Source organism: Pseudomonas sp. S30_BP2TU TE3576 (assembly GCF_050436025.1).
Classification (GTDB): Bacteria; Pseudomonadota; Gammaproteobacteria; order Pseudomonadales; family Pseudomonadaceae; genus Aquipseudomonas.
In genome coordinates this window covers 614,516-640,210 of the sequence record NZ_JBNDLK010000001.1, presented here as the reverse complement: position 1 = coordinate 640,210, position 25,695 = coordinate 614,516, and the positions used below count along the sequence as shown (strand labels likewise).

Annotated in this window: 24 protein-coding genes; 6 read left to right on the top strand and 18 right to left on the bottom strand. The window is 60.5% G+C overall.

All coding sequences use genetic code 11. The features are described from left to right. Positions 1 to 213 precede the first annotated feature (213 nt). The 4 genes from ABIA48_RS02825 to ABIA48_RS02810 all read right to left on the bottom strand — a co-directional run bounded on the left by ABIA48_RS02825 (position 214) and on the right by ABIA48_RS02810 (position 3,396). Positions 214 to 774, bottom strand: coding sequence for a YSC84-related protein (locus tag ABIA48_RS02825; RefSeq protein ID WP_429486965.1), 561 nt, complete (start codon positions 772 to 774; stop codon positions 214 to 216). 589 nt (positions 775 to 1,363) lie between these two features. Further along, complete coding sequence (locus ABIA48_RS02820; protein ID WP_429486964.1) at positions 1,364 to 1,822, bottom strand: MarR family winged helix-turn-helix transcriptional regulator; 459 nt, start codon at positions 1,820 to 1,822, stop codon at positions 1,364 to 1,366. Between the two features lie 172 nt (positions 1,823 to 1,994). Next, complete coding sequence (locus ABIA48_RS02815) at positions 1,995 to 2,447, bottom strand: Ohr family peroxiredoxin (protein ID WP_429486963.1); 453 nt, start codon at positions 2,445 to 2,447, stop codon at positions 1,995 to 1,997. A gap of 190 nt (positions 2,448 to 2,637) precedes the next feature. Next, positions 2,638 to 3,396 carry a DUF899 domain-containing protein gene (locus tag ABIA48_RS02810; protein WP_429486962.1) on the bottom strand — a complete coding sequence of 253 codons (759 nt, stop codon included), beginning with the start codon at positions 3,394 to 3,396 and terminating at the stop codon, positions 2,638 to 2,640. 84 nt (positions 3,397 to 3,480) lie between these two features. Between ABIA48_RS02810 and ABIA48_RS02805 the strand changes: the two genes are divergently transcribed. Both ABIA48_RS02805 and ABIA48_RS02800 read left to right on the top strand, forming a co-directional pair. Beyond that, complete coding sequence (locus ABIA48_RS02805; protein ID WP_429486961.1) at positions 3,481 to 4,701, top strand: helix-turn-helix domain-containing protein; 1,221 nt, start codon at positions 3,481 to 3,483, stop codon at positions 4,699 to 4,701. Positions 4,702 to 4,737: 36 nt separating this feature from the next. Beyond that, the gene (locus ABIA48_RS02800) at positions 4,738 to 5,370 is read left to right on the top strand and encodes a PQQ-binding-like beta-propeller repeat protein (protein WP_429486960.1); all 633 of its coding nucleotides are present in this window, start codon (positions 4,738 to 4,740) and stop codon (positions 5,368 to 5,370) included. A gap of 534 nt (positions 5,371 to 5,904) precedes the next feature. On the opposite strand, the gene ABIA48_RS02795 is transcribed toward ABIA48_RS02800, so the two are convergent. The 4 genes from ABIA48_RS02795 to ABIA48_RS02780 form a co-directional block, all read right to left on the bottom strand. Then, positions 5,905 to 6,765 carry a CAP domain-containing protein gene (locus ABIA48_RS02795; protein ID WP_429486959.1) on the bottom strand — a complete coding sequence of 287 codons (861 nt, stop codon included), beginning with the start codon at positions 6,763 to 6,765 and terminating at the stop codon, positions 5,905 to 5,907. A 260-nt stretch (positions 6,766 to 7,025) separates the two neighbouring features. Further along, a complete protein-coding gene (locus ABIA48_RS02790) occupies positions 7,026 to 7,691 on the bottom strand; it encodes a helix-turn-helix transcriptional regulator (RefSeq protein WP_429486958.1) in 666 nt (221 codons plus the stop codon). Positions 7,692 to 7,709: 18 nt separating this feature from the next. Next, on the bottom strand, positions 7,710 to 8,345 hold the full coding sequence (locus ABIA48_RS02785; RefSeq protein WP_429486957.1) for a hypothetical protein: 636 nt from the start codon (positions 8,343 to 8,345) through the stop codon (positions 7,710 to 7,712). Positions 8,346 to 8,471: 126 nt separating this feature from the next. Then, positions 8,472 to 9,260, bottom strand: a complete 789-nt coding sequence (locus ABIA48_RS02780) for an alpha/beta hydrolase (RefSeq protein ID WP_429486956.1) — start codon at positions 9,258 to 9,260, stop codon at positions 8,472 to 8,474. A gap of 243 nt (positions 9,261 to 9,503) precedes the next feature. On the opposite strand from ABIA48_RS02780, the gene ABIA48_RS02775 reads away from it, so the two are divergent. Both ABIA48_RS02775 and ABIA48_RS02770 read left to right on the top strand, forming a co-directional pair. Next, positions 9,504 to 10,322, top strand: a complete 819-nt coding sequence (locus ABIA48_RS02775) for an aldo/keto reductase (protein ID WP_429486955.1) — start codon at positions 9,504 to 9,506, stop codon at positions 10,320 to 10,322. A 123-nt stretch (positions 10,323 to 10,445) separates the two neighbouring features. Further along, positions 10,446 to 11,099 (top strand): peroxiredoxin, encoded by a 654-nt coding sequence (locus ABIA48_RS02770; protein WP_007986459.1) that lies wholly within the window; start codon positions 10,446 to 10,448, stop codon positions 11,097 to 11,099. 143 nt (positions 11,100 to 11,242) lie between these two features. Here ABIA48_RS02770 and yghX read toward each other — a convergent pair whose 3' ends face one another. From yghX to ABIA48_RS02740, 6 genes are all read right to left on the bottom strand, one after another. After that, complete coding sequence (gene yghX / locus ABIA48_RS02765) at positions 11,243 to 12,130, bottom strand: YghX family hydrolase (RefSeq protein WP_429486954.1); 888 nt, start codon at positions 12,128 to 12,130, stop codon at positions 11,243 to 11,245. 148 nt (positions 12,131 to 12,278) lie between these two features. Continuing rightward, on the bottom strand, positions 12,279 to 12,680 hold the full coding sequence (locus ABIA48_RS02760) for a heme-binding protein (RefSeq protein ID WP_429486953.1): 402 nt from the start codon (positions 12,678 to 12,680) through the stop codon (positions 12,279 to 12,281). Positions 12,681 to 12,699: 19 nt separating this feature from the next. Then, entirely contained in the window at positions 12,700 to 13,917 is a 1,218-nt protein-coding gene (glcF, locus tag ABIA48_RS02755; protein WP_429486952.1) for a glycolate oxidase subunit GlcF, read from the bottom strand. A gap of 3 nt (positions 13,918 to 13,920) precedes the next feature. Further along, positions 13,921 to 14,985 (bottom strand): glycolate oxidase subunit GlcE, encoded by a 1,065-nt coding sequence (gene glcE / locus ABIA48_RS02750; RefSeq protein WP_429486951.1) that lies wholly within the window; start codon positions 14,983 to 14,985, stop codon positions 13,921 to 13,923. Next, positions 14,985 to 16,484, bottom strand: a complete 1,500-nt coding sequence (gene glcD, locus ABIA48_RS02745; protein WP_429486950.1) for a glycolate oxidase subunit GlcD — start codon at positions 16,482 to 16,484, stop codon at positions 14,985 to 14,987. The genes glcE and glcD overlap by 1 nt, the downstream gene beginning before the upstream one ends. 214 nt (positions 16,485 to 16,698) lie before the next feature. Further along, on the bottom strand, positions 16,699 to 18,462 hold the full coding sequence (locus tag ABIA48_RS02740; RefSeq protein WP_429486949.1) for an L-lactate permease: 1,764 nt from the start codon (positions 18,460 to 18,462) through the stop codon (positions 16,699 to 16,701). 180 nt (positions 18,463 to 18,642) lie between these two features. Here ABIA48_RS02740 and ABIA48_RS02735 point away from each other — a divergent pair, with 180 nt between their 5' ends. Next, positions 18,643 to 18,879 carry a hypothetical protein gene (locus tag ABIA48_RS02735; RefSeq protein ID WP_007986442.1) on the top strand — a complete coding sequence of 79 codons (237 nt, stop codon included), beginning with the start codon at positions 18,643 to 18,645 and terminating at the stop codon, positions 18,877 to 18,879. A 35-nt stretch (positions 18,880 to 18,914) separates the two neighbouring features. Here the strand turns inward: ABIA48_RS02735 and ABIA48_RS02730 are convergent, their stop codons facing one another. The 4 genes from ABIA48_RS02730 to ABIA48_RS02715 all read right to left on the bottom strand — a co-directional run bounded on the left by ABIA48_RS02730 (position 18,915) and on the right by ABIA48_RS02715 (position 24,232). Continuing rightward, positions 18,915 to 19,604 (bottom strand): DUF2931 family protein, encoded by a 690-nt coding sequence (locus tag ABIA48_RS02730; protein ID WP_429486948.1) that lies wholly within the window; start codon positions 19,602 to 19,604, stop codon positions 18,915 to 18,917. 50 nt (positions 19,605 to 19,654) lie between these two features. Next, positions 19,655 to 20,344, bottom strand: coding sequence for a DUF2931 family protein (locus tag ABIA48_RS02725; protein WP_429486947.1), 690 nt, complete (start codon positions 20,342 to 20,344; stop codon positions 19,655 to 19,657). Beyond that, the gene (gene tssI / locus ABIA48_RS02720) at positions 20,337 to 23,777 is read right to left on the bottom strand and encodes a type VI secretion system tip protein TssI/VgrG (RefSeq protein ID WP_429486946.1); all 3,441 of its coding nucleotides are present in this window, start codon (positions 23,775 to 23,777) and stop codon (positions 20,337 to 20,339) included. The genes ABIA48_RS02725 and tssI overlap by 8 nt, the downstream gene beginning before the upstream one ends. A gap of 194 nt (positions 23,778 to 23,971) precedes the next feature. Beyond that, complete coding sequence (locus ABIA48_RS02715) at positions 23,972 to 24,232, bottom strand: hypothetical protein (protein ID WP_223457620.1); 261 nt, start codon at positions 24,230 to 24,232, stop codon at positions 23,972 to 23,974. A 389-nt stretch (positions 24,233 to 24,621) separates the two neighbouring features. Here ABIA48_RS02715 and ABIA48_RS02710 point away from each other — a divergent pair, with 389 nt between their 5' ends. Then, a complete protein-coding gene (locus ABIA48_RS02710) occupies positions 24,622 to 25,686 on the top strand; it encodes a hypothetical protein (RefSeq protein WP_429486945.1) in 1,065 nt (354 codons plus the stop codon). The last annotated feature ends 9 nt before the right edge of the window (positions 25,687 to 25,695 follow it).

Genomic DNA, 25,695 nt, shown 5'->3' with positions numbered 1-25,695 from the left:
TAAAAATATGAAAGATCATTATCAGGATTCGGTCGTTCAATGTTTAGACCTGAGTCAATGAACGGTGGATTCAGCAAATGCAAGCCTGGCTCCTCCAGGCAGCTTCCCAATCACCAGGTGTGTCTGTGCGCCAGAAGTGAGGACAGCCTAGCCTAAACTCCGGGTTGGCACAGGCTGCCATCACGCTCCCGATGGCAAAGCAAACGGTTGAATTTAGCGCTTGATCAGAGAAATCTTCGTTCCCTCGATACTGACCCCCGCCATCAATCCTTGCTGGTCGAAGATGAACGCGTAGGCATCGTCTTTCAGCGTCGAGCTGGACAGGTTCTTCGCGACCCCTGCATCCACTACCACGACCGTTGGCCCCACACCGATTTCCCAGCCTTTGGTTTCAGCTACGTACTTCACAGCTTTATCGTTCATCAGGAAAACCACATAGCCATACGACTGGGCACCGGCCTGTAGCCCCCATGACCCGCTGACAGAGTTGTAGTAATTCTCGACTTTCGTGCCTTTCATCAATACGCCTTCACCATAGCTGCCGCCGAACACTAGCCCCGCCTTGATGATGTTCGGAAAAACAAGCACCGCTTTGGCATTGTGCGAGATGGTTTCGGAAAATGGATGGGTCTTGTAGAGCATTTGCAACGCTTGTCGAGAGTCGGCATTCAGATCCTCGGCGGTGGCCGCTCCGGCATTGTTCAGGAAACCAGTCGATACCAATGCTGCAGTCGCGAGGAAGATCGACAGGAAGAACCGCATTGATTGGGTCATTTGCGTACTCCGCTGAGGGAGCATTGGATGAGAGCAGCGGTTAGCGCCTGCGCCAGGCAGGAACCGAATCCACTGAGGTATCCGGCGCACCCTTAAGTGTGTGAATTGTAAGCATCGCTCGTGAATGAAGTTGGCCCGAGGCCGTTGAACATTTGCGACGCCATCAGCTGTTATGACACCTGCGTAATGGCCGGGTTCGTTGTCAGTCCTGCTTCTGGCCGCTGGCCACCCAGAACTTGATCGCTCCCCTTGGACGAACACTGTCTGCAAAGTCTTTCCCGTGGACATAGGCCAGGATGAAACCAGACAGAATAAAAAATATATCTACCCCGAGGCCTAATACCGGTCTGTTAAGCGCTAATGCGATCTGTAGCAGCTGCCGAGCTCGCGAGGCTGCGTTCGGCTGCGAAGCAGTCGTAAAATCAGTCATTGCGCTACGTCAGGCAAACCGTGTCAGCTGAACTCACGACTGCTTCGCAGCCGAACGCAGCCTCGCGGGCTCGGCAGCTGCTACAAAGGGTGTCGCGGCTCGAGGCCTCTCGTTTGAAAGAGAAATGTTGCCAACTGCAGCCAGTGACGTTGCGGGCGCTCACTTATCGGCGTTGGTTGAACGAATGAGATTGTTGCGCAGCCTCACGATGGCCTTCTGCATTTGCACGAATTCTTCCGGCTCCAGGCCGGTTTCCAGCATGCCGTTGTCCGGCAGTTCATTGCGCAGTTGCCGGCCGTTGCCGGTCAGGCTGATTCGCACCTGACGCTCATCTTCGGGGGCGCGCTGACGCATCACATAGCCCATCGCTTCGAGCTTTTTCAGGATCGGCGTCAGGGTGTTGGATTCGAGAAACAGCTTTTCACCCAGGCTGCCGACGGTTTGATTGTCTTCCTCCCACAGCGCCACGATGGTGATGTATTGCGTGTAGGTCAGTCCGAGCTGCTCGAGCATCGGCTTGTAGGCCTTGCCGAACGCGAGGTTGGTGGAATAGACCGCAAAACACAGGAAGTCGGCGAGTTTCAGGTCAGTGGGGAGTGTCTTGTCGGTGGACTTCATGGGCGTTCTCTCTGGCCGGAGACGGAAGGCGTGCAGGCATTCGACTATACGTCGTGTGCGATAGCATCGGAAGTGCTCGAACGCTCGGCACTCGTCTTCGCTGTGCTTGAGGCTCCAGGGAGCGCCGGCCGGATCGTAGGGGTTGAGACTGGCGATCCGGCCGAACGTCGCGTTACGCGGTGAGGACGTTGATGGCTACGTCAATGTTGCCGCGTGTTGCTTTGGAGTACGGGCAGATGGAGTCCGCCAGGTGTGCCAGTTCGGTACCGATTTCGTGTGACAGGCCTGGCACACGCAGGGTCAATCGGGCCTGAATGAAGTAGGCCGCACCGGTCTGGCCCAGATCGACTTCGATGTCGACAGCCACATCAGGTGGCAGTGTCACTTTCAGTTGCCGGGCCGCCAGCCCGACCGCCGCGATGTAGCAGGCCGACCAGGCCCCCGAGAACAATTGCTCGGCGGTCGGGTGGGGCTGGATTGCAGTGAAAACATGCGCCGGTTCAGGATTGCCAGGGGACGACAGTTCGATGTCCAGGTTGCCGTTATGGCCGCGCGACGTGTTGCCGGCGCTGTTGAGGGTGGTGTGGGTCTTGCCGGTAACCAGGACTTTTTCGATCTTGCTCATGGGGTGAATCCTCGAACGTTGCAGTAGATGATTTGTTGTCGCATACGATCGTGTCGTATGCGATGTAATTAATCTCCGGCAGAAGCCTCGCTCCGTCAATAGGCAACGTCGTGCCTTTGCGACGAGTGGTTGAATCGACGCGGTTCACGCTCCTCGGCTCCAGGGCGGAAAAAACGCAGCAATGGCGTGCTCACCGGTACTCGTCATGCCGCCGCCACCAGGGACCCGTTTCATTGCGCCCCTTGGGTGCGCGATCGAGCCATTGGTACATGCCCCACAACCCGTCCAGACCCCGCGCGTAGGTGGAATAGGTGTGGTAGACCTCGCCGTTTTCCAACACAAACGCGCTCAGCCCCGGCCTGTCGCGGGTATAGGTCGGCGCATCGGTGCCACAGGTCGCGGCGAACTGCTTCACAGGTTCCGGGACCTGACTGGCGTCCATGGCATGCCCGCCGCGTTGGTAGTTGTACTCGACGAGCCCTTGACGCTGCTGCGCTTCGGTAAAGTAAACGTTGAAGTCGGCGGTGAAGTCGCTATCGGCGGCCGAGGCCCAGGGGAAGGTCCAGCCCATCCGGCGTTTGTAAGCCTGCAGTTTCGCCAACGGCGCGCGGGATATCGCCATCAGTGTCACGTCATGATTCGCCAGGTGGATGACGACGGGATCAAAGCCATCGGCGATGGCTGAGCAGGAAGGGCAGCCGGCCGTGTAGTCGGGGCCGAACATGAAGTGGTAGACCAGCAGTTGCGAGCGCCCTTGAAAGAGCTCGGCCAAGGTTGCGCTGCCGTTGTCGGTATCGAATCGGTACGCCTTGTCGAGGCGAACCCATGGCAAGTCCTGGCGTTGCCTGGCCACTTCATCGCTGCGTCGGGTCAGCGCTTTTTCCGCTTCGAGCAGTTGCAAACGTGCCGCCAGCCATTGTTCCCGGGTCGCGGTTTCGTGCGTGTTCATCGCTGTACGCTCCTGGTGAAAGGTCCAGAATTAGACTAAACCCGGGTATCGAACGGTGGGAGTGACAAGCGTGGCGGGATTTCGATGGACTCGATGATCACGGCAGCCGCACAGGCGCTGGCGGCAGGGAATCCACTTGGCGCACTGGACCGCGTGGCATTGCGCGACGATGCGCCGGCGCTGGCCCTGCGCGGTATCGCGATGGCGCAGTTGGGCGATTTGGTGCGGGCCAGGGCACTGATCAAGCGTGCGCAGCGGGCATTTGCGCCCAGGGAATTGCTGGCCCGTGCGCGATGCGTGGTGGCTGAGGCCGAAATCGCCCTGGCTTCGCGGGAACTCGGATGGCCGGTCAAGTCGCTGGAAGCGGCGCGGGTCACGCTTGAACACCACGGTGACCGGATCAATGCCGCCCATGCGCGGTATCTGCAAGTCCGCCGATTGCTGCTGATCGGTCAGCTCGACGCGGCGCAGCAGTTACTCACCAAACTTGATCCGGGCCCATTGCCGCCGGCACTGCGTGCGACCCACGAACTGGTCATGGCGGGAATCGCTATTCGACGCCTGCAATCGAACGCGGCACGGATGGCGTTGATGACGGCCACGCAGGCTGCCCGTCAAACGGGGATTGCCGCGCTGATGGCCGAGGTCGAACACGCTGCGCGTCTGCTCGATGCCCCCGCGGCACGCCTGATTGCCCAGGGTGAAATACGGACGCTGTTGCTCGATGAAGTTGAAGTATTGCTCGGTTCAACGTCGCTGGTGGTGGATGCCTGCCGGTACATTGTGCGTGGCTGCGGCATGTCGGTGTCGCTCGCTACGCGCCCGATTCTGTTCATGCTCGTGCGCGCATTGGCCGAAGCGTGGCCCGCCGACGTTCCGCGGGAAACGCTGATCGCCCGGGCGTTCCGTTTGAAGCTCTCGGATGAATCCCATCGCGTCCGGCTTCGCGTTGAAATCGGCAGGCTGCGTCAAGCACTCAAACCGTTGGCCGGCGTCATCGCGACGGCACGTGGCTATGCCCTGCAATCACCGGTGTGTACGGAGGTGGTGACACTGGCGCCATCAGTCGAAGAAAAATTTGCCGCGGTGTTTGCCTGCCTTGCCGATGGTGAGTCGTGGTCGAGTTCTGCCCTGGCACTGGCGCTGGGCACCAGCCAGCGCACGGTGCAACGGGCGCTCGATGCGCTGGCGGCAGAGGGCAAGGTGCAGTGGTTTGGCCGTGGTCGCGCGCGGCGCTGGATGACGCCGCCCGTGCCGGGATTCGCGACGACCTTGTTACTCCCGGCACCGCTGCCCGGTGGCTAGGATGAACGCCACCACCCCCCCATTGAGGAATGCCAGATGAAACACGCAACTGCTGAAATCATTCGTGAATATGGTCCGTTTGCCGATGTCGGCCATGTGTGCGGCGTCACCTGGGACGGCGAAAAGGTCTGGTTCGCAAGCAAAACCAAAATCAACGCCCTGGACCCGGAAAGTGGCGAGGTACTGAGCTCGATCGATGTCGCTGCCCATGCCGGCACTGCATTTGACGGTGAACATCTGTTCCAGATCGCCGAAGATCGCATCCACAAAATCGACCCCCGCACCGGCCGTATCCTCTCGACGATTCCTGCCCCCGGCGCCGGCACCGATTCGGGCCTGACCTGGGCTGAAGGGACGTTGTGGGTGGGGCAGTACCGCGAACGCAAGATTCACCAGATCGACCCCGACAGCGGAAAAATCCTGCGTACCATCGAATCCAACCGTTTCGTCACCGGCGTGACCTGGGTGGACGGCGCGCTGTGGCACGGTACGTGGGAAGGCGATGAAAGCGAGCTGCGCCGGATCGATCCGCAATCGGGCGAAGTGCTGCAGAGCCTGAAAATGCCGGAAGGCGTCGGCGTGTCGGGGCTGGAGTCCGATGGCGGCGAGCGGTTGTTCTGCGGTGGCGGCGATAGCGGCAAGGTGAGGGTGGTGCGTCGGCCTTCATGAGGCACGTACACAGAGCAATTGGACCACTTCTGTGGGAGCGGGCTTGCTCGCGAAGGCGGTGTGTCAGGTAGCATCAATGTCGTCTGGCACACCGCCTTCGCGAGCAAGCCCGCTCCCACAAGAGCGAATTTGTGTCGGTGATGATGGAGATCGCAGTCATCTGCGTATCAATAGTATTTTTCCGTCCTGCCATGTTTTCTGCTGGTCGAAATCGGTCTAAAAGCCCGGTTGGCAACTGTGCCTGTTTTGCTATCCTCAACTTGTAGGTGAAAACGCAGACTGATGCGCAAAAGGATAGCAAGGAGACGTGGGGCGCGTTCCGAAGGGTACACGGTTAGAAAGATCCCCGCGCTGGGATCCAGCCCTTATGCCGTGTGAAGCAGAAGAGTTCTATTACAGTTTCACGGCTCTTTTGTGGGAGGCCTGATAAACCTTGTAAGCCGGAGACCAGCACCGGCCACCTACTTATACTCACCCGCGAAGCCCGCCCAGTGCGGGCTTTTTAATGCCCGCAAGGTGGGTCTGGTCAGCGGCTCAAGGCGCACCAAACAGCATTGTCCAGTAGACACCTTCGTCGCTGCGCGGGTTGGCGGCGTAAGCGGCACCGACCTGGGTGAACATCGGGTTCATCAGGTTGGCGCAATGCCCGGGGCTGGCGAGCCATCCGGCCATGGCCTTGCTGGGCGAACCTTGCCCGGCGGCGATGTTTTCGCCGATCTGCCGGCCACGGTAACCGGCGGCTCTGGCGCGGTCTGCCGGCATGTCACCGTCGGGGTCCTGGTGCGCGAAATAATTGCCGTAGGCCATGTCCTTGCTGTGGCCTTGTGCTGCGGAGCCCAGGGCTGCACTCCAGGACAGCGGCCGTGCAGCGGCAAAACGCTGGCGACCGCAAAGTCGCGGCCTGGCCCGGGCCGCGTTGACTTGAGCCAGCAACGCTTGACCGGCGCTGCGTGGGTCACCGGTTTGCCCGTCGAGCACCGGCCGTGCCAATACCACTTGCCACTCATTCCCGGCGCGGCTGACGCCGATATCGGCGTATTGGTTGTCGAGCAATGCGGCGCAATGCTCGTCCTGGAACAAGTCGAACGCTTCTTCGGCATCCCGTGCACCCACCACGCGGATAGACCGCACCATTGTTGCCTGATAGCCGGAAGCCTTTAACCGGTCCCGCAACCCACCGCCATAGCCAACGGGTAAGGCCAGGTTCGACTTGAGCGTCAGGGGGGATAAACGTTGCGCGGGCCGCCGGTCGCAGCGTTGCGGATGGGCGCGATAGTCATTGATGGCGTCTACCAGTTGCCGTTGCCCATCGGCGTGAGCGGGGCTGGCAAAGACGGGGAGCAGGGAAAACAGGCACAGCGAAGAAAAGCGCAAGGCAACGACAGTTTGGCGCATGGGACGGGCAACTCTGATGAGATGACAACGAAGAAAAGTGGGGGAAAAGCGCTGGGCTATGACTGGCGCCTCGAAACAAGGTTCACGCGGGGCACGTGTCTATTTGCGGGCGAAGCCACGAGTCCGACGAAGGGTGTCGGCAGGTCTGGATGATGGCGTTTTCGCCCGACACCAGGGGCAGCCCACGGGTTTTTCGACTCTGAGAAAGCCTGTCAGCGGGACAACGCCGGAAACTGGCAGCAACGGCTGGCACGCAAGCACTAGGCTGGCTGATCGGTATTGGCAGAGGCAGCCTCTGTCGCGATGTCCGGGGGCTCGGTCGGGTGCAGCTTGAAGCGGCAGACTTGCCCGCCGCGCACCATGCATTCGCTGTGTTCGACTTCACCGCCACCCAACGCGCCGATCAAGGCCAGGTCCAGTTGGCAGACCACCGGATGGGCAGCGGCCAGTCGATGGAAGACGCAGTTATGGGCGACGATTTCCGGGGTGCCGGCTGAGCGAAAAAACACCTCGGCTTCGTAGCCCGTCTGGTTCATGTGCTGGACGATCGTGGCTTCATCCACGACCTGTTGTTCCAGGTCCGAAGCCAGCTTGCGGCCCATGCTGCGCATCAGCGAGGCCAGGGCTTCAGGACCGATGATGCCCGCCACTTCATCAATCAATACGCTGGCCAGTAGCTGATAGTGGCGCGGGAACTGCTCCCGCGCATGGTCGGTGAGCCGATACAGCTGCTCCGGACGACGTCCCGTCGGACGGGTGTCGCCGCGCAGCACCAGACCGTCACGCTCCAGCGCCGCCAGATGTTGGCGGATCGCCGTGCGCGTGACGGCCAGATGTTCAGCCAACTCGTCAATGCTCATGCCGCCCCCATGGTGCAGCAGTGCATTGAGCAGGTCCTGCTGTGTTCGGCCCAGTCCTTCCAGCATCGTTTGCCCTCCGCAATATCAGAACTTGTCCGGGAATTGCTTGACCAGCGCACCGGTCAACGCGTCGGCCAGCGCCAGGATGTGCGTACGCATCATCGCCCAGGTGCGGGCTTCGCCGGCGTAATCGTGTGCGGCAAACTCATCGATCTGGGCAATGTGATGACCGCCATGGGTCGACAACATCGTCACCAGTGTAGCCTCGGGCAGATTGGGGTTGGCCGTGGCCAGAAACGCCGCAATGGCCTTGGCATTGCTGGTCAATTCGGCGACCGCAGCCTGCTTGCCTTTCGCGTTTTTCGCGACGGTGGCATCGCTGTAGTGTTTCACTGCGCCCCAATGCCCGGCCAGCAGCTTGAGCAGTTGATCCGCCGCCGGTTGGCCGTAGAGCGGGGCGATGCTGTTGGCGATTTTGGTCGCGTTGTCGACGACCTGGTCCGTCGCCACTTTGGCCTGCTTTTGGTCGGCGGATTGGTTGGCAAGCGCGTAGTTCCTGATCCAGAAAATGTGCTCGACCCAAAGGTCGCGCAGGGCCAAACGCGTGGTCAGTGCGGGGCTATCGACGGCGGCAGTGGCGGGGGAGACGGGGGGAGTCTGGCTCCAGACCGGTTGCGCACAGAAAGCCAGCAGGATCAGAGCCAAGGTTTTGATATTCATGACGGCACCCTCTGAAAGTGGGAACGTTCGACAATATCAATATAGGCATAAAAATATGTTTTTATTGGGTGGAGGCGAATTCTCGGACGAACGGCCACAGGTCACTGGTCTGTTCCAGTTTTCTGGCTACAACCCATCCCCCAGCGCCTTGAAGTATTCAGGGCTTTCGCTGATCGAGTTATGCGCTGTACCCGGTATTACCTGCAGCGACGCCACGCCTTTGGCGAAGTGTGTGTACAAACGCTCGGTGCTCGAACGCGGAATCACTTCATCATGCTCGGCGGCAATCAGGCGAGTCGGCACCGTGATGCGGGAGGCGTACTGCCAGGACTGGAATTTATCCTTCAACAACCAGCGCACCGGGAACCAGCGGAACTGTCGGGCGGCGAGCCCTTCGAGGCTGTTGTAGGGCGTGATCAATACCAGCCGTGCCACCGGGCGCTGGGTGGCCAGGCGCACGGCAACGCCCGAACCCAGACTGCGTCCGACCACCGCCACATGCGGATGGCTGGCATACACCTTGTCGAACAACGTGATGGCGTCGCGAGCAATGGCCTCTTCGGAAGGCGAGCCGGAACTCCCGCCATAGCCACGGTAATGCAGCAGATATAGCGCGTAGTCAGGGAACGCTTGGGTGAACTCAGGCAAGTTGCGCGAGACGTCTTCGGCATTGCCGCCAAAATAAATCAGCGCGTTCGGGCCATCGTGAGGCCGGAAGGAAACCAGCACCTGTGCGTCGGCGACGGGCAGTGTGAGCAGCGTCCCGGATGTCCCGACGGCGCGAGGTTGCGGGTAGTAAATAAGTGCCCGTTGAAACACGAACAGCGCCACGCACAGCGCCAGGTACAACGCAGCGACGATGACGATAAGTAACATCAGGGGGCGCGACATTCGACTAACGTTAGTGGGCGGCATTGACTGCTCGGGGTTAGAACGCGGCTATTGCCGGAAGGCTTTCAGAGTGTAGTCAATCGACTCATGGCGCGGGTTATCCGGAGTGTCGGCGCGATGGGCAGAATCCCGATGACTGGTGAGAAACGTTTTATGAGCCATCCTGAGGGTTAACCCATAGAGAAATACTCACGCTGGCTGCCGGTGCTTCGGCGGTCTTCGGCAGGTGCGCAACCGGCGCCGTCGACGGAAACAGGAGGCAAGACCATGCAGACCCGCGCCATTCCTTCCAGCAACGAGTCCTTGCCGATCGTAGGGTTGGGCACTTATCGCGGATTCGATGTCGAGCCTTCGCAACCGGCCTGCAAAGATTTGCCCGCAGTGCTGGATGCGTTGTTCAAAAAGGGTGGCAAGCTCATCGACAGCTCGCCGATGTACGGTCGCGCCGAACAGACCACTGGTGAGTTGCTGTCGATCCATGAGCCGCGCTCGCCAGCGTTCCTGGCCACCAAGGTGTGGACCCGGGGCCGTGAAGAGGGCATCGCGCAGATGGAACAATCCTTCGCCCTGCTGCAGACCGAACATATCGACCTGATGCAAATCCACAACCTGCTGGACTGGCAGACGCACCTGCCGACCTTGCGTCACTGGAAGGAACAAGGGCGCATTCGCTACATCGGCATCACCCATTACACGGCGTCGGCCTATGAAGAAGTGGAAGCGGTACTGAAGGCAGAGCCGCTGGATTTTTTACAGATCAACTACGCCCTGGATGATCGCGGTGTCGAGAAACGCCTGCTGCCGTTGTGCCGCGAGCGTGGGGTGGCGGTGATTTGCAACCGGCCGTTCGGAGGTGGCGGCTTGCTGGCGAGGCTGAAGGATAAACCGCTGCCAGGTTGGGCGGCGCAAGTCGGGGTCAAGAGCTGGCCGCAACTGGCGCTGAAGTTCCTGCTGTCGCATTCGGCGGTGACCTGCGTGATTCCGGGCACCGGCAACCCGCGCTACATGGCGGAAAATGCCCGGGCCGGTTTCGGCCCGATGCTGACCGATGCCCAGCGTCAACAACTGATTGCGCTGGTGGGCTAGCGACGTGTTCAACCCGTTACGGCGAGTCGTCGAACCTCTCCTATACTGATTCGCGTCCATGCCGCTGGCCGTTCATTCGTTGTTCTGGCGGCGTCCCTGTCCATTACTGCAAGGAGATAGAACATGGCAATCCGCATTGGCGACGAAGCACCGGATTTCACCGCCGACACCACCGAAGGCACCCTCAATTTTCACCAATGGATCGGCGATGGGTGGGCCATCCTGTTTTCCCATCCCAAGGATTTCACCCCGGTATGCACCACCGAACTGGGTTACCTGGCCAAACTCAAGCCGGAATTCGACAAGCGCAACACCAAGGTCCTCGGCCTCAGCGTCGACCCGGTCAGTGACCACAACCGCTGGGTCGGTGACATCGCCGAGACCCAGGGCACGGCGGTCAACTATCCGCTGATCGGCGACGAAAACCTGGTGGTGGCCAAGCTCTACGACATGATCCACCCCAATGCCAGCGGCGGCGCGCGTACGGCGGTGGACAACGCCACGGTGCGTTCGGTGTTCATTGTCGGCCCGGACAAGAAGGTCAAGGCCATGCTGATCTACCCGATGAGCGCCGGGCGCAATTTCGATGAAGTGCTGCGCCTGCTCGATTCCCTGCAACTGAATGCCAGGCACACCGTCGCCACACCAGTGAACTGGCGTCCGGGTGAGGACGTGATCATCCCGACCTCGGTGTCTGACGAAGAGGCGAAGAAGAAATATCCGGATGGCTTCAAGACCTTGAAGCCGTATCTGCGCACCGTGGCTCAGCCGAAGTAGTCAGCGGCAGTAATACCGCTTTCGCGAGCAAGCCCGCTCCCACAGGGAACTCAAGTGGACACAAAATCTGCGTCCGACAAAGATCCAATGTGGGAGCGGGCTTGCTCGCGAAGAGGCCGGCCCTGCTGGCCTCTGACTTCAATTCAAACCAGATACTTGCGAAACCACCCCAACGTCCGCTCCCACGCCAGTTTGGCCGCCGCCTCGTTGTAGCGCGGCGTGGAGTCGTTGTGGAAACCATGGTTGCAGCCCGGATAAATGTAGGCCTCATACGTCTTGCCCGCGGCCTTCAACGCTTTCTCGTAGGCCGGCCAGCCTTCGTTGATCCGCGTATCCAGTTCGCCGTAGTGCAGCATCACCGGTGCCTTGATCCGCGGCACTTCCTCGGCCGTTGGCTGACGGCCATAAAACGACACGGCGGCACCCAGTTCTGGATAGGCCACGGCGGCTGCATTGGTCACGCCACCGCCGTAGCAGAACCCGGTGATGCCGACTTTTCCAGTGGCGGCTGGGTATTTCATCATCCACTCGACAGCGGCGAAAAAATCGTTCATCAGCTTTTCCGGGTCGACCGTGGCCTGAAGCTCGCGGCCCTTGTCGTCATTGCCGGGGTAACCGCCGACAGAGGTCAGGCCATCCGGGGCGAGGGCGATGAAACCGGCCTTGGCCAAACGCCGGGCCACGTCTTCGATGTACGGGTTGAGTCCGCGGTTCTCGTGCACGACCACCACCGCCGGCACCTTGCCGGTGGCCTTGGCCGGGCGCACCAGATAACCACGAACCTGGCCATGGCCCTTGGGCGACGGGTAGGTGATGTACTCGGGAACAATGTCCGGATCGGTGAACTCGACCTGCTCGGCCAGCGCATAGTTGGGGCTTAGCGCCGCGAGCAGGGCGCCAGCTGTCAATCCTGCGAAGGTAAACAACGCTGCACGATCGAGAAACTCCCGGCGATCAATTTTGCCGTGGGCGTAGTAGTCGTACAGCTCCAGCAGTTCCGGGGCGAAGTCTTTGGCAGTTAAGCGGGTCATGGGTGCAACTCCTCTCGGCGGGTCTAACACTGACCCTGTGGGAGCGGGCTTGCTCGCGAATGCGGTGTGTCAGATACATGGATGTCGGATGTGCCGCCGTCTTCGCGAGCAATCCCGCTCCCACAGGGGGAAAGGTGATGCCAAAAGCTTATTTCAGGCACTGCGCCCCGGCCTTGGCCACCTGCGCATCCTGCTCGGCCTTGACACCCGACACGCCGACAGCGCCGATCACCTGGCCATCGACAATGATCGGCACGCCACCCTCCAGCGAGGTCAGCAACGGTGCTGACAGAAAAGCGTAGCGCCCACCATTGACCATGTCCTCATAGCTTTTCGAATCGCGCCGCCCGAGGGCCGAGGTGCGCGCCTTTTCGGTGGCGATATACGCACTGCCGGGCGCGCAGCCGTCGAGGCGTTCGAGGGCCAGCGGGTGGCCGCCGTCATCGACTACCACGATGGTCACGGCCCATTGGTTGGCCTGTGCTTCGGCGCGGGCGGCGGTGAGGATCTGGCCGACTTCGGTCTGGCTCAGGACGGCTTTGCGGTTCATGGGCGTCTCCAGCGTTCAATTAAGGCAAGGCGGCTTCGACCAGTTCGATCCAGTGCCGCACCGGGGTTCGGCCTGCGCCGTCGAGGTGTGACTGGCAGCCGATGTTGGCCGTGACAATGACCTCGGGATGGCCACTTTCCAGGGCGTTGAGCTTGTTGTCTCGCAGTTGCCGCGACAGTTCGGGTTGAGTCAGCGAATAGGTGCCCGCCGAACCGCAGCACAGGTGCCCATCGGGTACGGACGTCAGGGTGAAACCGAACCTGGTCAGCAGCGCTTCCACGGCACCGCCGAGTTTCTGTCCGTGTTGCAAGGTGCAGGGACAATGGAATGCCACGCGCTGCGAGGCATGGATGCCGAGCTTTTCCAGCGGTTCATCGCGCAACACTTCCACCAGATCCCGGGCCAGCGCACTGACCTTTTTCGCTTTGTCGGCATAGACCGGGTCGCTGGCGAGCAGATGGCCGTAGTCCTTGATGAAGGCGCCGCAACCACTGGCAGTCTGCACAATCGCTTCGGCGCCTTTTTCGATGCCCGGCCACCACGCGTCGATGTTGCGTCGGGCACGATCGAGGCCGACGGCCTGGGCGTCCAGGTGGTAGTCCACGGCGCCGCAGCAACCGGCTTCGCGGGTCGCGATGACGCTGATCCCCAGTCGGTCCAGCACCCGCGCCGCAGCGGCATTGGTGTTGGGTGACAGGCTTGGTTGCACGCAACCTTCGAGCATCAGTACCTGTCGCTCACGGTGGACCATGGGCCGCGGCTTGGCCGGGAGTGCACTGCGCGGCAATTTGCTTTGCAGGGTGTCGGGCAGCAGGGCGCGGAACACCTGACCGCTATTGATCAAGCCCTTGAACACCTCGGGATGCGGCACGGTCTGACGCAACCCCTCGCGCAACAGGCGCTGCCCGAGCGGGCGCGGCACCGCCGCATCGACCACCGCCCGACCGATGTCCAGCAGGTTGTGGTAATCGACGCCCGACGGGCAGGTGGTTTCACAGTTGCGGCATGACAGGCAGCGGTCCAGGTGCTGTTGGGTTTTTTGCGTGACTTCGTTGCCTTCCAGCACTTGCTTGATCAGATAGATGCGGCCCCGTGGTCCGTCCAGTTCATCGCCGAGCAATTGGTAGGTCGGGCATGTGGCGTTGCAGAACCCGCAGTGCACGCAGGTGCGCAGAATGCTTTCGGCTTCTGCGGCACGAGGCAATTGGCTGGCGCTTTCGCTCAAGGTCGTCTGCATGGTTCAAAGCTCCGCGTACAGGCGTCCAGGGTTGAAGATGCCCCGTGGATCGAGTTGTTGTTTCAGGTTGCAGTGATAACGCATCAGGGCCGCAGGCAATGGCTGGAAAGGGGTGTCGGTCAAGCCGTGGCTGAAGCAGGTGACATGGCCGCCGACCTCGTCGACGACCTTGCGGATGAACGCCGCGTCGGCATCGGATTTCAACCAGCGCTGGGCGCCACCCCAGTCAATCAACTGGCGACCCGGCAGCGACAGGGACGGCGTGTTGTGCGGCAGTGACAGGCGCCAAAGCGGCTGGTCTTCATCGAAGAAACTCAAGCGTTGTTCGTTGAGATCGTCCCACCAGGAAGCGTCCAGCCGTTCGCCACCGAGGCGCTCATGGGCCGCCGCCACCGAGCCTTCACCGCCTTCAAGGCGCAGGTGCAGGCGTGTGCCGTTGTGGCAGGCCGCGCTGATCGGCAGCGGCTGCTGGCCCCACTCCGCCAGGTGCTGCAAGGCGCGTTCAGGGTCCATTTCCAGGCTGATGCTCAAGGCCTTTCGGGGTTTTGGCAGTACTTTGAGGGAGACTTCGGTGATCAGCCCAAGGCAGCCATAACTGCCGGTCATCAGACGCGACAGGTCGTAGCCGGCGACGTTTTTCATCACCTCGCCACCGAAGCGCAACAGCTTGCCTTGCCCTGTGATGACCCGCGTGCCGAGAACGAAATCGCGCACCGACCCGGCCCACGGGCGCCGAGGCCCGGACAACCCGCAGGCAATCATGCCGCCGACGGTAGCGCCGTCGCCAAAGGACGGTGGCTCGCAGGGCAGCATCTGTTGCGCGGCGTCCAGCACCTGCGCCAGCTGCGACAACAGCGTGCCGCAACGGGCGGTGACCACCAGTTCGGTCGGGTCGTAACTGACGATGCCGCGGTGCGAGCGGGTGTCGAGAATTTCCCCGGCCGTGGTGCGGCCGAGAAAGGCTTTGCTGTTGGAACCCTGGATGCGCAACGGCGTGGCGTTTTCCAGCGCCTGATTGACTTGTTCCAGCAGTGACTGGCTGTCATCGAAATCTTCAGGGCTGCGCATCAGAAACGCTCCAGCTCAGGGAAGGGCAATTGACCGCCATGTATGTGCATGGCACCGAACTCGGCGCAGCGGTGCAGGGTCGGAATGTTCTTGCCGGGGTTGAGCAGGCCGCTCGGGTCGAAGGCGGCTTTGATCGCGTGGAACAGGGTCAGCTCATCGCTGTTGAACTGCGCGCACATCTGGTTGATCTTCTCGCGGCCCACACCATGTTCACCGGTGATGCTGCCGCCGACTTTCACGCACAACTCCAGAATCTTGCCACCCAGGGCTTCGGCGCGATCGAGTTCACCGGGTTGATTGGCATCGAACAGAATCAGTGGATGCATGTTGCCGTCGCCGGCGTGGAACACGTTGGCCACCCGCAGGCCATATTCGTTAGAGAGCTCGGCGATGGCGTGCAGTACGCCGGGCAGTTGACGCCGGGGGATGGTGCCGTCCATGCAGTAGTAGTCCGGCGAGAGGCGGCCCACCGCCGGGAAGGCATTCTTGCGCCCGGCCCAGAAAAGCACGCGTTCGGCTTCGTCCTTCGCCTGACGCAATTCAATCGCGCCGGCCTGTTGCAGCACCTGGCGCACCCGGTCGCAGTCATCAACGACATCGGCTTCGACACCATCGAGTTCACACAGCAGAATGGCTTGCGCATCCACCGGATAACCGGCGTGGATGAAGTCCTCGGCGGCGCGGATGGCCAGGTTGTCCATCATCTCCAGGCCACCGGGGATGATGCCGGCGGCAATGATGTCGCCGACGGCGCGCCCGGCTTTCTCCACGGAATCGAACGCCGCCAGCAACACTTTGGCGGTCTGGGGCTTGGGCAGCAGCTTGACCGTGACCTCGGTGATCACCCCGAGCAGGCCTTCGGAGCCGGTGAACAGCGCCAGCAGGTCGAAACCGGGGGCGTCGAGGGCGTTGGAACCCAGGCTCAAATGCTCGCCGTCGACAGTGAGGATGTCGACCTTCAGCACGTTGTGTACGGTCAGGCCGTACTTCAGGCAGTGCACGCCACCGGCATTTTCCGCGACGTTGCCACCGATGGAACAGGCGATTTGCGAGGACGGATCCGGCGCGTAGTACAGGCCGAACGGTGCCGCCGCCTGGGAAATCGCCAGATTGCGCACACCGGGCTGAACCCGTGCAGTACGGGCGGCGGGGTCGATATTCAGGATGTTATTGAAGCGCGCCATCACCAGCAACACGCCTTTCTCCAGGGGCAGCGCACCGCCGGACAACCCGGTGCCCGCGCCTCGGGCCACAACGGGAACGCGCAACTCATGACAGAGGCGCAGCACGCCTTGCACTTCGTCAACGTGCCGGGGCAGCACCACCAGCATCGGGGTGGTGCGATAGGCCGACAGTCCATCGCATTCGTAGGGCCTGAGCTCCTCCTGCTGATGCAGGATTTCCAGGTCCGGCAACCGGCTTTGCAGGGCGTGCAACAGCGCCAGTTTGTCGACATCGGGCAAGGCGCCGTCAACGCGTTCATCGTAGAGAATGTTCATGGGATCACGATTCTCGCTGGAGGCCACTGACCTTCATCATTAGCCCGTCAGGCTCAGCTGTCCATGGGATCGTTGTCTGCTCGACGTACCATTCATTCAATAAAAAACACTCGCCAATGTGGGAGCGGGCTTGCTCGCGAAGAGGGCGTGTCAGTCGAAGACATTGCCGTCTGACACACCGCCTTCGCGAGCAAGCCCGCTCCCACAGTTCGATTTAATGTCCGCCCACCACCATGTGGCTGAACGGCGCGACATAGGCCTGCAACGTCACCAGGCCACCGACCAGAATCGCCAGCACAACCGAGTGGAAGAACACGTAACGCAGGATTTCCCCTTCATGGCCGTACCAGCGGGTGGCGGTGGACGCGACCACGATCGACTGGGCGTCGACCATTTTGCCCATGACCCCGCCGGAGCTGTTGGCCGCAGCCATCAATACCGGACTCATGCCCAACTGCTCGGATGTCACCCGTTGCAGGCCACCGAACAGCACGTTGGACGCTGTGTCCGAACCGGTCAACGCCACGCCGAGCCAGCCGAGCAGGGTACCGAACATCGGATAGAAAATACCCGTCGCGGCGAAGGCCAGGCCCATGGTGGCGTCCAGCCCCGAATAGCGCGTGAGGAAGCCCAACGCGAGCATCGCCGCAATGGTGATCAGCGAGTAGCGCACCACCCACAGGGTTCGCAGGTACTGGCGAATCAATTGCGGGATCGAGTAGCCCATCAGCAAGCCGCCGACAATCGCCGCCAGCAAAATGCCGCTGCCGGTGGCGGTGAACCAGGTGAACTTGTACACCGCTTCTTCGGTTTTCGGCGCCGGCACCACGGGCGGGACTTTCTCGACTTGCAAATGCAGCGTGGTAAAGATCAGGACCGGCGCGAACAGCGGGTTCGCCTCGCGCAGCGGTTTGCCCTGGGGATCGAGCTTGGCTGCACTGGTTTGCGGGTCGATGGCAGGGCGGGTGTCGAAAGTGTTTTTGAAGCCCTGGGTGCCCCAGATGAACACGAAGACCGTGAGGATGATCCACGGCATCCACGCCCGCATCACTGCCGGTTTCGCCTCATTGGCGAAGGTTGCAGTCGGTACAGGCTTTTCGTCGTGCTCGGCGTCGATCTTCGAGTTGTCGACCCGGCCGGACAGGGCGGCGGAAGTGTGCACGGTGGCCGGTTTCCACACCCTGAGGAAACCGGTCAGGCAGGCCATGGAAATCAGCGCGGCGATCACATCCACCAGCATCGGCCCGTGATAGTTGGACACCAGGAACTGCGGCACGGCAAAACTGACCCCGGCCACCAGGATCGCCGGCCAGATTTCCAGCATCTTGCGCCAGCCGGCAAAAGCCCAGATCAGCCAGAACGGCACCAGCACCGAGAAGAAAGGCAACTGCCGGCCGACCATCATCGACAGCTCCATTTCATCCAGCCCGGTGACCTTGGCCAGAGTGATGATCGGCGTGCCGAGGGCGCCGAACGCCACGGGGGCAGTGTTGGCAATCAGCGCCAGCCCCGAAGCGGCCAGCGGCGAAAAACCCAGCCCGATCAGAATCGCCCCGGTCACCGCCACCGGCGTACCGAAGCCGGCCGCGCCTTCGAAAAACGCACCGAAACAGAAGGCGATCAGCAGTAATTGCAGGCGCCGGTCATCGGTGATGCGCGCCAGGGAGTCTTGCAACACCTTGAACGAGCCGTTCTCGGTGGTCAGGCGATGCAGGAAGATAATGTTCAACACAATCCAGCCAATCGGCAGCAGGCCGTTGGCCGCCCCGAACAACGCTGCCGTACCAGCCATGTTCGCCGGCATGCCGAAGGCGAAAATGGCGATCAACAAGGCCGAAGCGAGAGCGAGCAATGCCGCCAGATGCGCCTTGACATGAAAGAACGCCAGGGATGCCAGCATCACCACCACCGGTACGGCAGCCATGAGGGTTGAAAGCACCGGATTACCGAACGGATCGTAGACTTGCTGCCAGACCATGTTCCACCTCTGCTTTTTATTGTTGGACGTGCAGACCCCTTGTTGGGGAGGTGGTTTTCAGTATAGGTGGCATTGCGCCGCTGTCAGGCCAGGCCTTCGGTCCAACCGGCCAGCGCATTTCAGGGGGCTGAGCTAGCATGGCCAGTAGGGTTTGAATCCAGTCAGGGGAGGAATGCAGTCATGACCGAGCGCCATCTGGAGCACAAGGAAACGCTATCGAACGGATGCAATATCAAAGTCAAAGCCGAGATATTGAAAGACGGTTCGTTGGGCATGTTCATCGGTGTCTATCGTCCGGACGGCAGCGTCATCAATGAAAACCATGATCCACGGCCGCACATGATGGACATGGAAGCGGCAATGGATTGGGGGATCGATATTGCGAAGGGGATTGGCAACAGCCAGCGATCGTTATGAGCGGCGTTGGGAAAAAGCCCCGGCGATGTTGCGAGTTACCAGGACCCGTAGGGAATGCCGAATTTGTCGATGTAGGCTTTGGACTCTTCTGTCAGCGGTCGATGCTTGCCACTTGAATGGCCGCCATAGGGGCCTTCGGGATTGATCGTGCCTTGCACGCGGGTGAGTTCAATGGCCGAGAGGCAAGGCCCTCTGATCCATACTTTTGCGATACCTCCCGGAGCCAACCCTACGACCAGTAGGTTTCGGTAATCCGTTATCCATTTACTGTCTGCACGACAGAACGCCTGTTCTCCGCTACGCATCATCGTGCGAGCCGACTCGGGAATCTCGATGTAGGCCTCGTAGGTTTGTGGTTCGGCCATGGATTGCCAGCGAACGTAGACCAGCCGGGGAAGATCGGCCCCCCAAACGCGCCGACCACTTCCCGCAGGATTTTCGGGCCACCCTCTCGGTTTGCCCTTGAATTCTTTTGGTATGCCCTTACTGAACGCACCGGGATAACCAGTAGAGACTATTCCACTACCCGCACCACGGAACACGTTGTCGTCAATATCGACGACATCTGCCGTTTCGATCCAGATTTCCATATAGGGGCGGCCCAGGAAATTAAGGGACCAGGCTTCATAGGGAAATGAACGTCGTTCAGCCAACGCGCAGCTCGTCAGCAGCAGTACGAGTAAGCCCGTTATTGCAGTTCTAGGCATCACTGAAGGTTTAAGCATTCGGATGCACCACCCGCTTATGGTTATCGGTGGATTGGGTTTCCTCATGGTTACCAGGATCCATAGGGAATGCCGAATTTGTCGATGTAGGCTTTGGACTCTTCAGTCAGCGGGCGATGCTTTCCGCTTGAATGGCCGCCATAGGGGCCTTCGGGATTGATCGTGCCTTGTACGCGGGTGACTTCTATTGCATGCAGGCAAGGGCCAGCCACCCACACTTTGGCAATGCCACCTGGGGCGAGACCCACTACCAGAAGTTTTCTATAGTCCGTGATCCATTTACCGGATGCTCCACAATAGCCTTGCTCTCCCTTGCGCATGATGGTGCGAGCCGACTCGGGAATTTCGATGTAAGCCTCGTAGGTTTGTGGTTCGGCCATAGATTGCCAGCGAACGTAGACCAGACGGGGAAGCTCGGCCCCTAAAACACGCCTGCCACTTCCCCCGGGGTCCTTTGGCCAGCCGCTAGGCTTGCCTTTGAACACAGTCGGTACTCCCTTACTGAAAGCGGTTGGATACCCCGTAGAAACGCCGCCGCTGCCGGCACCGCGGAATACGTAACCGTCAATATCGACCACGTCGGCCGTTTCGATCCAGGCTTCCATATAGGGACGGCCAAAGAAGTTAAGCGACCAGGCCTCATAGGGGAATGAACGACGCTCGGCCAGCGCGCAGCTCGTCAGCAGCAGTACGAGTAAGCCCGTCATCGCAGTTCTAGGAATCACTGAGGGTTTAAGCATTCGGATGCACCACACGCTTATGGTCGTCGGTGGGGCGATTGATAAACACGATGTTCAGATCGCTCGAGTTAAACCCTCTGGCTGCATTCCAGTTAGCTGACTGGTGGATGTAGCGTTGATGAAGCAAAACGTATTCATCCGTATTCAAGCCTGTTGTGTGCGCTTCACCGAGGGCATAAGCCATCAACTTTTTGGCAATGGGTTGCAGTTCATCCGGCAGCGCATACTTCCGATCTTCTTCGTCAATCAGCCTGAAAGGTACACCATGCTTGGCCGCCAATTCGCGCATGATGCGCAGGTAAATCAAGGCCAGGTCGTTGCGCACTTCGCGCTCACAACTGACGGCGGTGTACACGTGTTTCCACTCGTATTTATCTTTTCCCCGGGTCGCATATTCCCGCTCCCAGGTGCGTATCCGTAGCGGCAGGCTGTACCAGGTCAGTCCATGGATTCGTTCCAGTTGCGTCTGCGTCGTGAAGTAACTGGCGGTTTGCGTCGCTTGCACATGAAGGCCCACCTCGCTACGCCGGGGTTTACTCAGTAGCACTTTTTCTGTGGCACGTGGCAGATAGCCGCCGCCAAGGTCCGAATGCACCCCCGGCAACTTGATGTCTGCCTTGCCAGCGCTGTTGAGGGAAAAGTTGTGGCGGAGTTCATCGCTGGCCACTAAGTGGACGATTTTTTTGGCTAGGGTCGGCGCCAGGTACAAATTGACGCCTGGGTTGTTGGCGTCGTGGACGCTGAAGTCACCAGCACCAATATCCGCCACACCGGCGACAGTGTCGAAGAGGCCGATAAAATTGATAGTGACATCGGTGTTTGCACGCCAGTCAAACTCCTCCTCAAACAAAGGTGACTCAGCGGGCAACAGCATCGCCAACGGGCTCCGCTCACCTTTTGTAGCTTCATTTGCAAAGTGCCGGGCGGCCGCAGCCCCCCGACTGAAACCGAAGACATCGAATTCGATACGCTCGACTTTACGGTCCGGATTAAACCGTTCGAATCGCTCGATTCGTTCAAAGATGAGTGCAGGACTTTGCTCAACCCGAGCCAGCACGCCGAAAGCCCCAACCCCAGTCGCTTGCGAGTAAAGGGAGTCCTTTTCACCACTGCTGGTGCCAATACCTTCCAGGTAAATCCGGAGGGACGCGAATGTCTCTTCTGCCTCCAGCTGCCTGTCGCTGTCATCCTTATAAAGGTCATACAACCGCGCCACATTACTACTGTCATTCCCATAACTATTATCCGGCGCACCACCCTTGCCGTCATACCCGTGATACGCGCAGAACTGGCGAATATCCTCAGCCTGATCCTCCAGCCCCACATCCCTGGCATAACACCCCGCGACTTTTTCGCTGTTGGCGCGGTTGTTCCCGGTGCCGTCAAAAAACACGCCGATTCGCAGGGTAATGCCCTCGATCTCGACTTCTTCTTCCTCTTCCTCCAGCTCATCCTGTGACGTCAGGGGAGCGGGGCACTCGTCCACAGGTGGAACCGTGGGTGTCAACAACCCCGGCAGCAGTCCCGGCATCAGCGTACGGACCGCTGCTCCTGTCACCGGCGCACCACCGACCACGACCTCAGTGCTGCTGAAGAGGCCACCCGGTCCGATCACGAAGTGATGATTGCCGTCCTTCAAGGTCAGGCTGGCGCCGGCCTCGAGCGTTATGTTCGCACCGGCCTTGATGTGAATGTTCTGCGCGTCGAGTACCAGTGTCTGCTCGACACGGGTATGGCTGCTTTCACCAACGTGGAGGTAATCGCCGGCATCCAGCCGGACCTTGCGGTCGCCGCTGACGGTGCGATGTTCTTCCGCGCCCAGCACCGAGATGCTGTCGCCCTTGATGGTTTCCCGGCGTTCGTTGCCCACTTCGAGGCGGCTGTCGTGTTCGACTTTGTGTTCCATGTCGCGCTGGGCGCGCAGGTAGATCAACTCCTGGCCGGCACGGTCTTCCAGGTGCAGTTCGTTGAAGCCGCGACCGCCCGGCGAACTGCGTGAGCGAAACACGCTGCGGGTCTTGTGCTCGGGCAGTTCGTAGGGGGTGGGGTGGGCGCTGTTGGCAAAGCAACCGCTGATGACCGGCTGGTCGGGGTCGCCGTGGAGGAAGCTGACCCTGACCTCCATGCCCACCCGGGGCAGGGTCACGCTGCCATGGCGGTCGCCGGCACTGTTCGAGGCAACACGCAGCCAGCAGCTGCTTTTGTCGTCGTGGCGACCTTCGCGGTCCCAATGGAACTGGACCTTGACCCGGCCATGGCGGTCGCAGTAGATCTCTTCGCCTTTGGGACCGGTGACCACCGCGGTCTGACTGCCCAGCGCGGGTTTTTCATACACCTCTTTCGAGCGGTAACACACATCCCAGGGGGTTACCCAAAAGGTGTTGCGATAACCCTGGGTGAAGCCATCCGGGGGTTTAATGGCGTCATGGCCGGCGTGTTCTTCAAGGACCTGGGGTTGCCACCCCCGGTGGTGAATGCGGTTCAACAGCCACAGATCGTTCCACTCCGGGCACGGATGCTCGGACATCGTCAAAAAGTGCCCGCTGACCAGGGATGGCTGATCGCTGTCGCCCTCGACCTGGCAGTAGTCGACCCGATGTCGTTCCAGCGCGTGTCGCGCCAGAATCGTGCCTCGGTCACCCTGTTTGAAATCGCCGGGGAACTGGTAATCCTCCAGGTCCGGTTGAGCCTTTTCGACCGGCGGCCGATGCTCGGACTCCAGCCGGATGCCGGATTTTTCAAAATCGTAGTCGCGCCTTGCGGTGCGGCTGGTCCGGGCCTCGAAACACAGGGCGAAGCGGTTGATCACCGGTCCTTCGGCGACCATGCCGCTGGCGGGGTGGTAGGGGATGGGTTGTTCGAGTCGAGGGAAAACGGTCTGGTCATCACCGAACACCAGGACATGGCGGTCGCGGCTGTGGCGGAAGTGGTAATGCAGGCCTTCTTCATGGCACAGGCGCTGGATGAACCGCAGGTCGGATTCCTTGTATTGCACGCAATACTCGCGCTTGGGATAGGTACGGCCGAGCTGGAACTGGCAACGGTCGCCGAGAATGCCGTGCTCTTTGAGTAATTGCGTGATGATCTGCGGGACGGCCAGTTGCTGGAAAATACGCTGGTTGATGCGGTGCGCCAGATAAGACAACTGGGGTCGCAGCGTCACGCGATAACGGCTCAGGCGCCAGCCATGGGCACTCTGTTCAATACGCTGGATCTGCCCGTGAATGCCTTGGCCGTTGTCGCTGAACGAGAGATAAGCCTGTCGGTGCAACAGGCTTTCCAGGTCAGGGACGGGGCGGTCGCTGACGAGATCCAGGTCAAAGGCATAGGGTTGGCTGATGCATTCATCGCCGGTGAAGGAGAGGACCTGAAGCGTTTTTTCGAAGTGATCGATGGTGAGGTTGAATCGAGCATTGGCGTTTGCGTCGAACATCCAGTGTTCCTTGTCTTGAGACGTGGCACAGGCTCCAGGACGTTGGTGCAAGACTTGTAAAAAGGTCATCCGTGACCCGATCACAACAAACGCCCCGGAGCCGGGTTCAGTGCAACGCTAACAAGACCGCCAATGAATTGATGTCAGACGCTTCCTAAAATGCAGTTACAAAACCTCATGACCCTGGCGAAGGCTCAAAACCCGAACGAACGGGCCGAGCCTTTTGCCAGTTCGACATCCAGCAGATGCTCGACCAGCACGTCGTTCAAAAAGCGAAATTGATCATTGAGCCCGACCACTTCATTGCTGAAGTGATGATCGGCTGCCGGGATCAACAACGCCTCGAACTTCTCGTCGAACAGCAGAGTCAACTCTTTACGTGACTCGAATTTCTGCGCGTAGAAATTATTGCCGAACACCGGAAAACGCACGGCGAGGGTGACAGTGTGAATCATGATGTTTGCTCCTCGCTCAAGACACACCAGGCAAACACGCCCAATGTGAACGCCGTCAGGGCCAGGCAGGTCAGCAAATGGATCAGCATGATGCTCCCCTCCGATTCGGGGTTTCGTGTTGGCTTGGGATTGATCCTACGCTGACGGCTATCAAGCGGAAGGCAATCGCGGCGATGGTGAATATCGATGCCAGTGATGGTGGATTTTGTGCTGTCTGCTCTGGCCCCTTCGCGGGCAAGCCCGCTCCCACAGTTCCGTGGCCAACCGCGTTTTCTGTGGGAGCGGGCTTGCCCGCGAAGGCGGCCTCAGGGGCACCGCGGCCTATACTTGAATCATGGTTTTCGAGTGCTGGGCATTTCGCCCGGTGCACACTGCAGGAAATCGCGATCTTGAATCTGCGTTCGCTGATCATTGCCGTGCTGGTGGTGTTGGCGGGGTGTGCCACGCCTGTGCGCGCGCCGGTGGAAGTGGCACCGGTCATCATTCCTGCCAGCACCTGGCAACAAGTGGACCGGGAGATCGTCACCGCGTCGCAGGCTGCCACCGAGCAGGCCAGAATCTACGCCCGCGGTGCCATGGATTACTGGCGCACACGGGTCTATGAATTGACCGAACAGAATTTCATTCCGTGGTTCAGCAGTTACTGGACCCAGGAATGGCTGTCGATGAAGGTCAGCTGGTACACCATCAGCGCCAAGGGTGAGCAGGACGCCGTGGAAAAACGCCTGGCGGCGTACCTGCTCGAAGCCTATCAGGAGAAGGTCCTGGCCCCGGCGGCCGTGGAAGTCGATCCCGATGCGATTCTCGGCCTGACAGCGGCGTTCTATGTCGACATCCTCAAGGAAGAGCTGCAGAAAATCTCCAACCGCCACGGCGTGCCGATGGCCCAACTCAACGGGCGCATCCAGAAAGTCCCGGCCATCGCCCTCGGGCCTCCGCCGACGAGGGACGCCTCGTTGTACCAGGTCCTGCACACCGAACCGCTGAACTCCTTGCCGGCTTTCGCCGCGCTGATCGATAAAGTCCATAAGGCCGGTGGCGACAAGGGGGTGGGCTCGACCGACACCGCGATGGCGCCGGTGGCCAGGCGCGCCAGCCGGCGAATGGAAGCCGAGATGGCCCCGCGCGGGGCCGCAAGCGCCGTGGCCGCAGCGACCGGGAAACTGGCCGGTGGCTTGATCACGCTAGGGGTGGCTGGCATTCGCGCATTCATCCAGGCCTTTGACCGGCCCGATAGCGAGGCGCTGATTCGCCGTAGCCTGGGCAATACCTTCGACAAGGCATGGACCCAACTGGTGCAGAGCCCGACCAGCGGCGTCATGGCCTGCACGCTGTACATGGCGGCGCAGATCGAAGGCAGCCTGGGCGGCAGCGCACAACCGCCGGTCGGTTTGAGCGCCGGCACTGTCGATCGGACGCCAGCGCAACCGACTAACCTGCAGCACACCCCATGACCCAAGGAG

Excerpts from the sequence above, each read along its gene's own strand:
- ABIA48_RS02735 (WP_007986442.1), top strand. The coding sequence starts at position 18,643 with ATGACCGAGCGCCATCTGGAGCACAAGGAAACGCTATCGAACGGATGC.
- ABIA48_RS02730 (WP_429486948.1), bottom strand. The coding sequence starts at position 19,604 with ATGCTTAAACCTTCAGTGATGCCTAGAACTGCAATAACGGGCTTACTC.
- glcD (WP_429486950.1), bottom strand. The coding sequence starts at position 16,484 with ATGAACATTCTCTACGATGAACGCGTTGACGGCGCCTTGCCCGATGTC.
- tssI (WP_429486946.1), bottom strand. The coding sequence starts at position 23,777 with ATGTTCGACGCAAACGCCAATGCTCGATTCAACCTCACCATCGATCAC.
- ABIA48_RS02785 (WP_429486957.1), bottom strand. The coding sequence starts at position 8,345 with ATGAATATCAAAACCTTGGCTCTGATCCTGCTGGCTTTCTGTGCGCAA.
- ABIA48_RS02815 (WP_429486963.1), bottom strand. The coding sequence starts at position 2,447 with ATGAGCAAGATCGAAAAAGTCCTGGTTACCGGCAAGACCCACACCACC.
- ABIA48_RS02825 (WP_429486965.1), bottom strand. The coding sequence starts at position 774 with ATGACCCAATCAATGCGGTTCTTCCTGTCGATCTTCCTCGCGACTGCA.
- ABIA48_RS02725 (WP_429486947.1), bottom strand. The coding sequence starts at position 20,344 with ATGCTTAAACCCTCAGTGATTCCTAGAACTGCGATGACGGGCTTACTC.
- glcF (WP_429486952.1), bottom strand. The coding sequence starts at position 13,917 with ATGCAGACGACCTTGAGCGAAAGCGCCAGCCAATTGCCTCGTGCCGCA.
- ABIA48_RS02780 (WP_429486956.1), bottom strand. The coding sequence starts at position 9,260 with ATGCCGCCCACTAACGTTAGTCGAATGTCGCGCCCCCTGATGTTACTT.
- ABIA48_RS02790 (WP_429486958.1), bottom strand. The coding sequence starts at position 7,691 with ATGCTGGAAGGACTGGGCCGAACACAGCAGGACCTGCTCAATGCACTG.
- ABIA48_RS02800 (WP_429486960.1), top strand. The coding sequence starts at position 4,738 with ATGAAACACGCAACTGCTGAAATCATTCGTGAATATGGTCCGTTTGCC.
- ABIA48_RS02820 (WP_429486964.1), bottom strand. The coding sequence starts at position 1,822 with ATGAAGTCCACCGACAAGACACTCCCCACTGACCTGAAACTCGCCGAC.
- ABIA48_RS02795 (WP_429486959.1), bottom strand. The coding sequence starts at position 6,765 with ATGCGCCAAACTGTCGTTGCCTTGCGCTTTTCTTCGCTGTGCCTGTTT.
- glcE (WP_429486951.1), bottom strand. The coding sequence starts at position 14,985 with ATGCGCAGCCCTGAAGATTTCGATGACAGCCAGTCACTGCTGGAACAA.
- yghX (WP_429486954.1), bottom strand. The coding sequence starts at position 12,130 with ATGACCCGCTTAACTGCCAAAGACTTCGCCCCGGAACTGCTGGAGCTG.
- ABIA48_RS02760 (WP_429486953.1), bottom strand. The coding sequence starts at position 12,680 with ATGAACCGCAAAGCCGTCCTGAGCCAGACCGAAGTCGGCCAGATCCTC.
- ABIA48_RS02740 (WP_429486949.1), bottom strand. The coding sequence starts at position 18,462 with ATGGTCTGGCAGCAAGTCTACGATCCGTTCGGTAATCCGGTGCTTTCA.
- ABIA48_RS02775 (WP_429486955.1), top strand. The coding sequence starts at position 9,504 with ATGCAGACCCGCGCCATTCCTTCCAGCAACGAGTCCTTGCCGATCGTA.
- ABIA48_RS02715 (WP_223457620.1), bottom strand. The coding sequence starts at position 24,232 with ATGATTCACACTGTCACCCTCGCCGTGCGTTTTCCGGTGTTCGGCAAT.
- ABIA48_RS02810 (WP_429486962.1), bottom strand. The coding sequence starts at position 3,396 with ATGAACACGCACGAAACCGCGACCCGGGAACAATGGCTGGCGGCACGT.
- ABIA48_RS02805 (WP_429486961.1), top strand. The coding sequence starts at position 3,481 with ATGGACTCGATGATCACGGCAGCCGCACAGGCGCTGGCGGCAGGGAAT.
- ABIA48_RS02770 (WP_007986459.1), top strand. The coding sequence starts at position 10,446 with ATGGCAATCCGCATTGGCGACGAAGCACCGGATTTCACCGCCGACACC.